The following is a 12,822-nucleotide window of genomic DNA, read 5'->3' as shown; positions in this document are numbered from 1 at the left end:
ACAGGAATTGACAGTTCCGAGAGGCTGGAATAGTATCCATCAGTCAAGCCGCATTGGCGGTTGATAAGTTGTATGTGATCCGTTCCGACGTTCTTACAAAATTGGTCCAAGGAAGGTGCAGAAATCCGTGTCGTTATGACACTGCTTTCTAGGTTTTAGCTCCAAGGGAAGAGCGAGTGATGTTGTTAGAGCTCAAAGTTACCAGCTATCAAAGGCTGTCGCCCTCAGTTACCGGCCAAAAGACGGTTGAACCCAACAATGTCATTGTTATTGGGCGAGCTACCGATTGTGACTGGCATTTACCCGACCCGCTGAAAGTCCTCTCCTCCCGGCACGCCGAGATTCGTTTTTCTGGTGGCCATTATACAGTCACGGATATATCCACTAACGGTGTGTTTCTGAACGGCGAAGCCTCGGCTATTGGTCGTGGTAACACCGTGGCAATCAAGTCTGGAGACTGCCTGCGCCTCGGTGATTTTGAAGTTGTGGCTTCTATTGTTGCCACGGCGCCGGAGCAGGTTGAGCCCGATTTTTCGAAGTCATTAGAAAAGAAGCCATTAGAAAACAAGCCGCTAGAAAGCCAACTAGAACAGTCGTCCCCCATTCAAGCTGGGCGCTCTGAGTCGCCTCTGAATAGCAGCCGTGTTGTAGACGACAGCCCTGCAGCAGGTGCTTTTGGAGATTTTCTTGCTGCTGGCTTGGGCGAAAGGGTTATGGCGGATAGCCATGTGCCAATGCAAGAGCCTGCGATTCCCGGCGAGTGGCACTGGGGACAGGGTAGTGAGCAGCCCCAAGGTGCTGCGACAGCGCAGGATATGCCTGTCTCATCTCCAGCTCCAAGAGACCATGCCCCTGCTGCACCGAGTCAACAGATTGATGCGCTAACAGCTCTTGCTGAAGGCCTTGGGCTCCCTTCAGAAAAGCTAGAGGGTGCGGGACCGGCCGTGTACAGGGATCTTGGAAGTCTGACTCGGGTACTGCTAGATCGCCTGTTGGATATGATCCATATGCGAGCCCGCCAGAAGCAACAACTGCGCGTGGCACAGACGCTGTTCCAGCGAAGCGAAAATAACCCTTTGAAGTTCTCTGCTACACCTCAGGATGCGCTGGATAGCCTTCTTATTCGGCCCCACGCTGCCAATTTAGGGCCGGTGGATGCGGTTAACAAGGCGTTTGATGATCTCTTCTCGCACGAGCAGGCACTGCTCAAAGGTGTGGAGTCTGTCGTTCAGGACCTTCTGGCTGATACGCCGAATGCGACTGGCACAAAAAATACAACAGGGCTGTTTGCCCGCCGTAAAGCCTTGGAAACAATTACCCGTCATCGTGCCTGGCAGCGGGAGGTTTACGGTAGCACCGACAGCATGCTCAGGAGTGACGTGTTTGTTGAAGCTTACGAGCAGGCCGTTGGCCAGAATGAGGAGAGTGCCAAAACATGATATATGCCATGCGCTGGGCAATGGTCTTAGTGGCTGCAATAGCTTTAAATGGCTGCGTTGTTGCAAACGCCATAGTGACGCCCTACACCGACTTACACTTCGCCCCCCACGGAAACATCAATCCGGATGCGAGTGGGCGATCTTCGCCACTGGTGGTAAGGATCTACGAACTCAAGTCCGCAGCCAAGTTCAAAGATGCGGGTTTCTTTGAAATCTACGATGATGCGGAAGCCCTACTCGACGAAGACTTGCTCGGCTACGTTGAGACCATTATCCGGCCCACACGAGGGCAGGTTCACGAGATGCGATTGCATAAAGAGACCACGCACATCGGAATCGTGGCCGCCTTTAGAGACATTGAGAATGCTGAGTGGAAATTGACGCTCGCAGCAGACCCTCGCGGTTATGACGATCTGAGAATCAGTATAGACAGCCGAGCAATTGCCCGGGAGGACCGCTAACACCTTCGTGTGCGGTCAGTTCAGAATGAATAGCAATGGGTTTTATACATCATGGAACGAATAGCTAAGGTCGCTTGGTCTGAGGGTATGCTGCTTCGGCCACAGCATTTTCAACAGCAGGATCGTTTCTTGTACCAGACGGCGCGAAGCCGACATGCTCGTACCGCTGTGCACGGATACGGCATTTCAGAACTGGAGATGGATTCTCAGGCTCTCGCGCTTGGTCAGGTATCACTGGTTAGGGCGGTAGGCATTCTGCCGGACGGCATGCCTTTCGCCTTCGACCAAACCGATGCACTTGTATTAGAAGTTCCGCCAGATGCCAGAGATGAGCTGGTGTATCTGGTGCTGCCCATGGAAAAGCTATCGGGCACCAATATTGCCGCAGACAGCTCCACCCAGGGAGCGCGATACCGTTTTGAAGAAAACCGCTTGCTAGACGATTCTGCAGAAGATGGTGAGGAAGAGCTTTTGGGCTTGGCGCACCTTAATCCTCGCCTCAAACTCGGGCGTGATGATTTGGCGGGGTTTGCGTGTCTTTCTGTTGCTCGCATTGTGGAGGTGGTGAACGAGAAAGAAGTGAAGCTTGATCGGAGCTTTATTCCGCCGACATTGGATGTGGCAGCTGTTGCCCCTTTGGCGTCATTCCTGCGTGAAATCCTTGGCATGGTTAAGCAAAGGGCCAAGGCGCTAGCGGTACGAATGCAAAAGGGCGCAGAGCAATCATCAACACTGTTTGATGTGTTGATGCTGCAAACGCTGAATCGTTGGCAACCTATGCTAGAGCACCTGAAAGGCGCACCGCAAGTGCATCCGGAGCGCTTCTACGAGTTGGCAATTACCTTGACCGGCGAGCTGGCACTCTTTGCACGCGCAGACAAAATGGTGCCGTCTTTACCCCCATACCGGCATGAGCAATTGACGGAAACCTTTGGCGATTTGGCTGCATTGCTGAGCCAGTCACTTAGCACCGTTCTTGAGCAAACGGCGATTGCATTGAAGCTAGAGAATGCTCAGTACGGAATCCGGGTTGCGCCATTGCCTGACGGCAGCCTTCTTGAAAGCGCTCAATTTGTACTTGCGGTTAAAGCAGACTTGCCAACGGAAGACATCCGCCGTCGCTTGCCAGCACAGATTAAACTGGGAGCTGTAGAGCATATTCGTGACCTCGTTAACAACCACTTGCCGGGTATACCGGTAAGTGCGCTTCCCGTGGCGCCAAGACAGATTCCTTACCATGCAGGCTATCACTACTTTTTGCTGGATGGGAAAAGTGAGCGCTGGCAGCACCTCAAGCAGAGCGGCGGGTTGGCGGTTCACGTGTCCGGTAATTATCCGGGGCTTGAACTCGAACTCTGGGCCGTCCGGCAGTAGCCGACATACACTTAAGCAGGGATTGCTACATGAACGACAGCACCGTCCTCAAACCGCGACCAGGCGCCCGACAAGCACCCGGCCCAGCGCCACATGCTGCTCCCCGCCCGGCAGACGAAACTGTTATAGCGGCGCCCGCAAAAAGTGCTTCTGGTTTTAGCCGGTTCAAGTTGCCCCAGACTCGTTTGGGCCCCGTTTGTGATCACGCATCTAAGCTGCTTTCTCTGGCTGTTCGGTTGCCAACTGCAGAGTTGGTTGATGATGTTGCAGAGCTTCGCAGGCGGTGCGTGGAGTTGGTTCGTGAGTATCAGACCAGCCTTCAAACGGAAGGCCTCACCGCGGAAACCGTCGAGACAGCATCGTATTGTGTGTGTGCACTGATTGATGAAATCGTGCTCAACAGCAGTTGGGGCGAAAACGGCCACTGGGCTGCGCATTCACTGTTGTCAGAATTTCATTCGCAAACCTGGTCAGGTGCCTATTTCTTTGATCTGGTTGCAGCCGCAAGGCGCACGGCAAATACAGATGTTCTGATGCTTCAGTACCTTTGCTTATCGCTGGGCTTTAAAGGCAAATACCGGGTTGAGTCACGCGGGCAAGAGGAGCTGGATACGCTCAGAGATTGCCTGTATCACGAAATATGTTCCGCCCGTGGTTCTTTAGGCACTCCATTCGAGAAAGCCTGGGAGCAGAAAGTACTGACCGGCCCCGGCGTGACGCTAGGCGTTCCTGTGTGGGTCGGTGCCGCAGTCGCTGCAATGATACTGCTGGTTTTCTATATGGCTTTTTCACAGCGACTCGATTCTATCGCAGAGCCGGTATTGGGGAATATGGCAACACTGGCAGTCCCTGAAGTAAGAGTGCCTAAAGGGCAGGTAGGGCCGGGACAGGGTGACTACCTCAGACGAGTGCTCCAAACCGAAATCGACAGGGAGTTGGTCACACTCAACGACAGCGATGGCGGCAAGATTACGCTGAGTATCGGTAATGAATCGCTGTTTGAGTCTGGTGCTGCTGTTCTACGAGAAGATGTGCTGCCACTCATGAATAAGATTGCCCGTGCGCTGGAATCGACAGAGGGAACCGTCATGGTAACCGGACACACCGATAACCAGCCTATCGCAACAAGCCAATACCCCTCTAACTGGCACCTGTCACTCGCTAGAGCGACAGCAGTTTCTGACGAGCTTGCAGGCTCGGCAAACCTGCAAGGCAGGTTGTGGCCTGAGGGTCGTGGTGAAACGGAACCCCGTTTTGATAATGCTACCTCTGAGGATCGTGCCCGTAATCGGCGCGTTGAAATCAGCTTGGTTCCTGAAGCCCTGAATGATTGATTACGTGAGGTAACCCCATGGCATGGATTCGCCGAATTTGGTCTCGGATAACCCCAAGAACAATTTTTATTGTTCTTGGGTTTGTCGCACTTACGGTATTGGTGTGGTTTGGTGGCCCGTTGCTGGCCATCGCGGACTGGAAGCCATTTGCAAGCAAGTTGGCTCGAATTAGCTTCCTATTGACGCTCGTTGTTCTTTACCTCGGTGTTCAGTTGTGGCGCTCTCGACGTGAGCGTCGCGACAACGAACGCGTTGTAGAAGAAATGATGGCTACCGATCAGGGGGATGAGCTACTTCAGGAAGAGCTGGAAACTCAGCGCAATAACATGCGCAAGGCCCTTGCGCTTGTGCGCAAATGGAAGTCTGGGCGCTTTAGTTCTGTCTATCAGTTGCCCTGGTACATGATTGTAGGCGCGCCTGGTTCTGGCAAATCCACTGCATTGCTCAACTCGGGCTTGGAGTTTCCGCTAAAAAGTGAAATGGGGTTGGATTCGGTCAAAGGTGTTGGTGGTACCCGTTATTGCGATTGGTGGTTCACTAACCGTGCCGTGATCATTGATACAGCAGGCCGCTATACCACTCAGGAATCAGGCGATAAACGAGACTCAAAAGGCTGGAATGCATTTCTAGGGCTACTGAAGAAGTATCGGCCCCGCCAACCAATCAATGGGGTGATTGTTGCCGTTAGTGTTGCCGATATGCTGGAACAGACGCCTACGGAACAGGCCATTCATGCGAGGGCGATAAAACAAAGAGTTCAGGAGCTGCGGAATCGTCTGGGCGTTGTTTTCCCGGTCTACGTGATGCTTACCAAGTTTGATCTTTTGGAAGGTTTTGTAGATACCTTCGGGATGCTCTCTGATCAGGAAAGAGAGGATGTTCTTGGTGTCACGTTTGATTTGGGAGCGGTAACCGATCCTGAGAAGTTACCGACGGCCTTCGAACACGAATTTGATCAACTGCTGAATCGCCTTAGCGGGTTTTTACTGCACCGGCTGAAGCAGGAGCGGGCACCTGACACCCGCAGCCGAATTTACGAGTTCCCCAAGCAAGTAGCGCTGCTCAGAACACCTTTGTGGAACCTGATCAAAGATGTGTTTTTCCCCTCGGCTTACGAAGAAGTGCCGTTATTGAGGGGCGTTTACATGGTGTCTTCGGAACAGGGCCAGTCCGGCTTCGACAAAGTGTCCGGCATTGTCGATCAACAGTTCCGGCTCAAGTCATCGAAGGTGGGGAAAAATCACAGCGCGCAACCTAGCGGGGGCTATTTCCAGCGGAAACTGTTCGATCAGGTGATCTTCTCCGAGCATGGGCTTGCAGTGACCGATAGCGGTAAAGCACGGCAGCGAATGTTTGTTCGCCGCATCGCCTTTGCAGCAATGGCTGTTCTGACGGTTGGGCTTGCCGCAACTTGGTATGTTGACTATGCCCGGGCGAGGGACGCCATTGCGGGTTTTGCAGAGCGAACCGACGGGTTAGCGGATACATTAAATTCGGTTCCGGACGATGCCCAGTGGTTGATGCTCGAAACCGTACTTAATGAATCAGCGGCGCTTTCAGGTGGCAATGAGATTCCAGAGACCCACGGTCTATCGTCTCTTGGCCATTTTCAGATCCAAGCCCTGTATCAGGGTGCCACAGGTGTGTACGGCCGGGTTCTTCAATACCGGCTTGCCAAAACGCTGAAGGATGCTCTGGAAGAAGATATTCAGTTGCATTTGGATAACCCCGAGTATTTGTATGAGGCACTGAAGAGCTACCTGATGCTCGGAGATCGTAGCCGCTTCAATCGTGATCAGGTTTCGTTGTGGTTGGCCTACTTGATGGAAAACCATTTACCCGGAGAAATTAACCGCCCTCATCGAGAAGCGGTGCTGAAGCACTTTGAAGCTTATTTGGATCTTGAACAGCCCCTACGTGTATCTCAGGGTCTTGTGGAGGTCGCGCGGAATGAACTGACCTCCGTGCCGCTTTCGGAACGGGCATATCAGCGTATTCGGTTGGACGCTCAGGCAGCAGGCCTACCGGAATTTCGACTGCCCATGGTGCTGGGCACAGTCGCCGCAGAGGTATTTGAGCGTCGCTCCGGCGAGAGCTTGCACAAGGGCATACCCGCGCTTTATACCAAAGCAGGTTATCGTGGCGTTTTTGAGCCGGAACGGGATCAGATTGTTAGCCATCTACTTGAAGATTCCTGGGTATATGGAGACGATTCAGCGGCCTACCGCAACCTAGACGAGGACAGAATTAAAGCCCTCGTTGAGGATCATTATTTCAGGGATTACATCCATGCATGGGACTCCCTGATGTCTGATCTTAAAATTCGTTCGTTCAGCAGTCCTGAGCAGGGGCGCTATTTGACGGGTTTGCTCAGTGGTCCGGATGCGCCGTTGAATCGATTAGTGTCTGCCGTCAACTACAACACACAGCTGGCCGCCACAGAAACGGAAGGTGCATCAGCCGCAGATGCCGCAAAGGGTCAGGCTATGCGTGAGGCTGGTCGAAAAAGCCGTGCGCTTGATCGGCTGAATCGAATTCTTCCCCTCACAGGTAAAGAGCAGCCCCAGACCACTCTGGTGGACGACACCTTTAAGGTTTTGCATAGCATCAAGGAAGAAACCTTCCAAACGCTACAAAGCAAAACGCGCACAATGTCCCAGTACTTTTCCGAACAGTCGGACGGCGCTAATAGGTTTCAGACAGTTTCTCGTGCTGATTTCAATTCCGCCGTGACTGGCTTCTACGCCACCGTTGGCAACACTCAGTCCACGCATCTTAAATCAATTGTCTCGGATTTTGCGCGTGAATCCAGAGGTTTGGTACGAAGCTCTGCAACGCAAAAGATCAACGGCCTGTGGCGCAATCAGGTGTATCGAGAGTTTAAATCGGCCATCGCCGGGCTCTATCCTCTGGCACCGAATGCATCAGATGAGGTGAGTTTGGCGGACTTCAGCCAGTTCTTTGGCCACGGCGGCACTATTGACGAATTCTTTAATAAATACCTCGCTGATCATGTGGACACTTCGTCAAACCCTTGGCGGCTATCAACAGACCTCAACATTCGTAGAGACAGTCTGCGCTTTTTCCAAAGGGCGAACCGCATCCGCAATGCGTTCTTTGAGGATGGAACTAAAAATCTGAAAGTGCCCTATGCCGTTCAGCCAGTTTACTTGGACAGTCGCGTAACCCAGTTCTCGATTGAGGCGGGCGGAGATCAGATGGTTTACCGCCATGGGCCAGCCAGAAAACATCACTTTGAGTGGCCGGGCACCAGTGGCGATGTAGTGCGGATTGCAGTCAACCCTGGATCGACATCTGACGCGGTTGTTCAGCGGAAGTTTCAGGGTGAATGGGGGCTTTTCCGGCTACTCGCTGCTTACGGCGGAGTTGGAGGTGAGGGCCGAGATCTTACGCTGGAAATCATGCTCAGTGACTATTTGGCTCGATTGAGAATTGAGCCGGCCTCGGTAAGGCATCCCTTCGCCGACGGGCTGATTGAAAACTTTACATTGCCAGCACGTTTGTAGGTCAGGGAGCGAAAGCATGTGGGGATATATGGGCAAGGTGCCAGCGCGAGGAGATTTCATCACCGTGGATGTACGCCCGGATGTAAGAGATCTCTTCTTCGAGTGGTGCCAGACCTCGCTTGCTGTGAGCAGGGATCAACTGGAAGGGCAATGGATGGATGCCTACCTCACATCACCGATCTGGCATTTTTGCTCTGCCCCCGGAGGTATGCTTGATTCCGGCTTATTGGGCACGGTTATTCCGTCGGTTGATCGCGTGGGTCGTCACTTTCCGTTTCTGGTGGTTCGCGAGTTTGCGGGCCAGATGCTTGATGGTTGGCGCCAGCCGGAATGGGCATCGTCTATGGAAAACTGCATTCTCGATGTTTTGGAGGACGGCTGGCATGAAGAAGTTTGGCGTCAACAACTGTCTGCTATTGAGCCTCCGGAGCCCACAAGCGCAAGAATGCAGTGGCCAACGGGGGCGGGCAATTTGGTATTCGCCTCATCCGGCAGCGAAACCGACTGGTTAGAGGCCATGTTGCGAAAAGATCGGAGAACAACCATCTGGTGGACTCAGGGTTCAGCCTTTGTAGAGCCAGTAACACTGCTTACCGATGGCCTACCAAAGATTGGCCAGTTTGCTTCGATGATGGTCGGCCAATGGCACAACCATGGCTGGCTGGAAGCTGAATTTATAGGGCAGGGTGCCTGAGATGCGTTATTTCTCAGCTCAGTTCACACACACCGGCGCCGTTCGGGATCATAACGAAGATGCTTATTTGTCGTTTCCCGAGGACGGGCTTTGGGTTGTCGCTGATGGTATGGGTGGGCATCAGGCGGGTGAAGTAGCCAGTCAGTTGATATGCGATACCGTGAGTTTAGAACGGCAGCGAAGCGGCAGTTCCATGAGCGCGAGTGAGTTGGAAAAGGCGATACATCTGGCCAATCAACGCATACGAAAATATGGCGATGAGCAGCTACCCGGGGCCACTTTGGGCTCAACGATGGTGGCACTAAAGATCACCGATGACCGATATAAAATTCTCTGGATTGGCGACAGTCGAGCCTACCTGCTGAGAGAGTGCAAGCTACAGCGGTTGTCAAAAGACCACAGCCAAGTCGCAGACCTTGTAGAGCAGGGAGTTCTCTCAGAAGAGGAGGCCGAATCACATCCACTCGCCAATGTGATTACCCGTGCGTTGGGTGTAGAGGCGGAGCCTTTGATTGACAGTGTAGAAGGCAAAGTGATGCCCGGAGATCGTTTTCTTTTATGTACGGATGGCATTAGCCGTGAGTTTGAGCGCGAGGAATTGGAGCAGTTTCTAATGGAAGAGCCTATTGAGGATATCAATCAGGCCCTCCGCCATGCGGCTCTGGTGAAGGGGTGCCGGGACAATATCACCTCAATTATCGTACAGGTTGAACCACCTGTTGGGTTGGCCGGTTTAGCAGACAGCGCCAGAGATTCGACACTTCCGCTGGGCCAGTGGAATCTTTAACAGGTGGAGAAGCCAATGACACATGAAGCCAATCGACTGTTTCCGCTTGAGTCTCTGCTGGCGGACATATCGCCGGAATTACCCTGTGGGGATGACACTCGGGAGGATACCTCGCCGGTTTCTCCTTATTTTACGCTTAAGGATCTTAGGAATCAGGCTAGAGCGATAGAGCGCCAAGTGCTTATCGGTGAGGAACCACCGCAAACGCCTCAGTGGCGCCAGCTTCTTGACGAGATTCCAGCAGTATTGGAAAACCGATCTAAGGATCTTGAGTATGTTGCCTGGCTGATTGAGGCCTTATGCAGGGAAAAAGGATTTGAAGGCCTCGCGGAAGGTTTTGAGCTTGCCCGTGAGCTGATCGATCTGCACTGGGAGAACCTCTATCCGAAGCCCGACGAAGAAGGCTTAGATACTCGGATAGCGCCGCTGGTTGGCCTGAATGGAACGGACGGCGAAGGCACTCTGATTAAGCCAATCATTTCAGTGCCCTTGTTCTTCGATGGTGATGGGGTTACCTGCTACGCCGCCTGGCACGCTGAGCAGGCGACTGAAGTAGCCCGCCTGGATGATTCTAAAGCCGAATCAAGAATCCGCAGTGGTGCTATGTCGCCCGACCTCTTGGCAACCGCTGTGCAAGAAACACCGACCGAGCATTTGGTGCAAACCCGGCATGCGCTCGAACGTGCGCATTCCGAGTTTCGAGCTCTGTCAGATGCCATGGATCGCGCCATGGGTGGCGACCCTCAGCCGACGACCAATATCTCAAAGGCCCTTGATCGCTGTTTGATCATGCTTAACCACAACGCTGGTGAACGTATTGACCGGTATTTGGAAGCGCAACAGCAGGAGCTGCATGTCAGTGCGGATCCAGATACATCGAATGAGGATGGCTCACCGAATACAAGCGCGAAGCCTGCCGGTATAGATACGGTTAGAGTTGCTATTGAGAGCCGGAAAGAGGCGCTGGAGCAGTTACGAAGGCTGTCAGATTTTTTTCTCAAGACGGAACCTCACTCTCCGGTTTCTTACGCGATTTTACGGGCAGTTCGATGGAGCGAGCTGTCATTGCCTGAACTTATGGACGAACTGATATCCGACAGTGGAGCCCGGGACGGGTTCTTTAAATTAACCGGTGTGCCTGCCCCCGAGCAGCAGGAATGACCACTGGCAAACCAACAGTGACGCTCAAAAGGAGACAGCAATATGGAAAGCATCCACAACAAATTGTCCCGGGTTCGCAAGCCCCGGGTACACATAACCTACGATGTGGAAACAGAGGGAGCCCTGGTAAAAAAAGAGCTGCCTTTTGTAGTTGGCGTGATGGGGGACTTTTCGGGCAATAATAATGCCGACGTTAAACCATTGAAGGACCGCCGCTTTATTCAGATTGATCGCGACAACTTTGATGAAGTTATGCGTCGAATGAGCCCGAGCCTGCGGCTTAAAGTTGACAACAAGTTGTCAAATGACGGCTCCCAGATCTCGGTGGAGCTGGGCTTCAATTCGATGGAAGATTTTCAGCCAGCAGCGATCGTTAATCAGGTCGAGCCTTTGCGGCACCTGATGGAAACACGCAACAAGCTACGTGATTTGTTAACCAAGGTCGATCGTTCCGAAGAGCTTGAAGAATTGCTGGAGCGAGTACTTAACAACGCAGACGATCTTCAGGCACTGAGCTCAGATCTGAGCAGCACAGAGGAGGACAAGGGATGAGTCTTGAAACACGCACCGAAGACGCGGTACTTGAGCATGAGGCAGGGTCGATCAGCTTGCTGGAGCAAGCCATTGGCGCCACAAAGCAAACTGAAAGCAGTCGCGCCGAGGAGCTAATTCGAACGCTGACTGAAGAGGCCATGAAAGGCACGGTGACCTGGAACAAAAATCTGGCCATCACATTTAATCAGGCTATTTCGCGTCTCGACCAGATGATCTCTGGCCAGCTTGCTGAAATTCTGCATCAGGAAGAGTTCCAAAAGCTGGAAGGTTCATGGCGTGGTATGCACCATTTGGTGATGAACTCCGAAACCAGCGCTATGCTGAAGATCCGTGTCCTTAACCTCAGCAAGCAGGATTTGCACAAGGATTTGTCGAAGGCGGTTGAGTTCGACCAGAGCCAGATTTTTAAGAAGATTTACGAGTCTGAGTTCGGCACGCCAGGTGGTGAGCCTTACGGCATGATGATTGGCGATTACGAATTTAATAGCCACCCGAATGACATTGAGACCTTGAGCCTGATGTCGAACGTAGCGGCGGCGGGCTTCTGCCCATTTGTATCGGCTGGGTCTTCAGGCATGTTTGGCTTTGATGACTGGACTGAGCTCTCCAAACCTCGCGACCTTGAAAAAGTATTCGAATCGCTTGAGTACACCAAGTGGCGCTCGTTCCGCGATAGTGAAGACTCCCGCTTTGTTACCCTGACGATGCCGCGGGTTCTTGCGCGCCTGCCTTATGGTAAGGCGACCAAGCCGGTTGAAGAATTCGGATTTGAAGAACTGGAACTGGATGCCGAAACCGGTATGGCTGTGAAGCCGGAGCACGATGACTATTGCTGGATGAATGCCTCTTACGTGCTTGGCAGCCGTATGACGAATGCATTTTCCAAATACGGCTTTTGCACGGCGATTCGCGGCGCCGAGGGTGGCGGTAAGGTGGAAGGCCTGCCAGCGCACATCTTCCGCAGCGATGATGGCGATCCCGACCTCAAGTGCCCAACCGAAATCGGTATCACCGATCGGCGAGAGGCAGAGCTGAGCAAGCTAGGCTTCTTGCCGCTGTGCCACTACAAAAACACGGACTATGCGGTTTTCTTTGGCGCTCAAACCTGTCAGAAGCCAAAGATTTACGATAATCCGGATGCTACTGCAAACGCCGCAATATCCGCGCGTCTGCCTTACATGATGGCAACTTCGCGTTTCGCCCACTACCTGAAAGTGATGGCGCGCGACAAGATCGGCTCGTTCATGGAAGCGGATGACGTTGAAAACTGGTTGAACCGCTGGATTATGGGCTACGTCAATGCGTCTGAGGGCGGTGGTCAGGAAATCCGTGCAAAATTCCCCTTGGCAGATGCAAAGGTTCAGGTGCGTGAGATTCCGGGTAGCCCGGGTTCATACAACGCTATTGCCTGGCTGCGCCCATGGTTGCAGATGGAAGAGTTGACCACGTCTTTGCGGCTCGTCGCCAAGATTCCGGAAATCGGTAACTGA

At 53.0% G+C, this 12,822-nt stretch carries 10 protein-coding genes; all 10 read left to right on the top strand.

Annotation, left to right across the window (positions count from 1 at the left end; all coding sequences use genetic code 11):
• The first annotated feature begins 179 nt into the window (after nucleotides 1-179).
• The 10 genes from tagH to tssC are packed head-to-tail and all read left to right on the top strand — an operon-like array spanning nucleotide 180 to nucleotide 12,822.
• A complete protein-coding gene (tagH, locus tag FE845_RS06510; protein WP_200362554.1) occupies nucleotides 180-1,439 on the top strand; it encodes a type VI secretion system-associated FHA domain protein TagH in 1,260 nt (419 codons plus the stop codon).
• Nucleotides 1,436-1,900, top strand: a complete 465-nt coding sequence (gene tssJ, locus FE845_RS06505; RefSeq protein ID WP_200362552.1) for a type VI secretion system lipoprotein TssJ — start codon at nucleotides 1,436-1,438, stop codon at nucleotides 1,898-1,900. Before tagH ends, tssJ begins: the two co-directional genes overlap by 4 nt.
• Before the next feature lie 51 nt (nucleotides 1,901-1,951).
• Nucleotides 1,952-3,274 (top strand): type VI secretion system baseplate subunit TssK, encoded by a 1,323-nt coding sequence (tssK, locus tag FE845_RS06500; protein WP_200362549.1) that lies wholly within the window; start codon nucleotides 1,952-1,954, stop codon nucleotides 3,272-3,274.
• A 29-nt stretch (nucleotides 3,275-3,303) separates the two neighbouring features.
• On the top strand, nucleotides 3,304-4,608 hold the full coding sequence (gene tssL, locus FE845_RS06495; RefSeq protein ID WP_200362547.1) for a type VI secretion system protein TssL, long form: 1,305 nt from the start codon (nucleotides 3,304-3,306) through the stop codon (nucleotides 4,606-4,608).
• 17 nt (nucleotides 4,609-4,625) lie between these two features.
• Nucleotides 4,626-8,135 (top strand): type VI secretion system membrane subunit TssM, encoded by a 3,510-nt coding sequence (tssM, locus tag FE845_RS06490; protein ID WP_200362545.1) that lies wholly within the window; start codon nucleotides 4,626-4,628, stop codon nucleotides 8,133-8,135.
• Nucleotides 8,136-8,151: 16 nt separating this feature from the next.
• A complete protein-coding gene (gene tagF / locus FE845_RS06485; RefSeq protein WP_200362543.1) occupies nucleotides 8,152-8,829 on the top strand; it encodes a type VI secretion system-associated protein TagF in 678 nt (225 codons plus the stop codon).
• A gap of 1 nt (nucleotide 8,830) precedes the next feature.
• The gene (locus FE845_RS06480) at nucleotides 8,831-9,616 is read left to right on the top strand and encodes a PP2C family protein-serine/threonine phosphatase (protein WP_200362541.1); all 786 of its coding nucleotides are present in this window, start codon (nucleotides 8,831-8,833) and stop codon (nucleotides 9,614-9,616) included.
• Between the two features lie 15 nt (nucleotides 9,617-9,631).
• Nucleotides 9,632-10,777 (top strand): type VI secretion system protein TssA, encoded by a 1,146-nt coding sequence (tssA, locus tag FE845_RS06475; RefSeq protein WP_200362539.1) that lies wholly within the window; start codon nucleotides 9,632-9,634, stop codon nucleotides 10,775-10,777.
• A gap of 42 nt (nucleotides 10,778-10,819) precedes the next feature.
• Nucleotides 10,820-11,329 carry a type VI secretion system contractile sheath small subunit gene (tssB, locus tag FE845_RS06470; RefSeq protein WP_200362537.1) on the top strand — a complete coding sequence of 170 codons (510 nt, stop codon included), beginning with the start codon at nucleotides 10,820-10,822 and terminating at the stop codon, nucleotides 11,327-11,329.
• On the top strand, nucleotides 11,326-12,822 hold the full coding sequence (tssC, locus tag FE845_RS06465; protein WP_200362535.1) for a type VI secretion system contractile sheath large subunit: 1,497 nt from the start codon (nucleotides 11,326-11,328) through the stop codon (nucleotides 12,820-12,822). Before tssB ends, tssC begins: the two co-directional genes overlap by 4 nt.

Source organism: Marinobacter sp. 1-4A, from assembly GCF_016597725.1.
Classification (GTDB): domain Bacteria; phylum Pseudomonadota; class Gammaproteobacteria; order Pseudomonadales; family Oleiphilaceae; genus Marinobacter.
The sequence above is the reverse complement of the archived record's forward strand: the minus strand, read 5'-3'. Positions and strand labels throughout refer to the sequence as shown.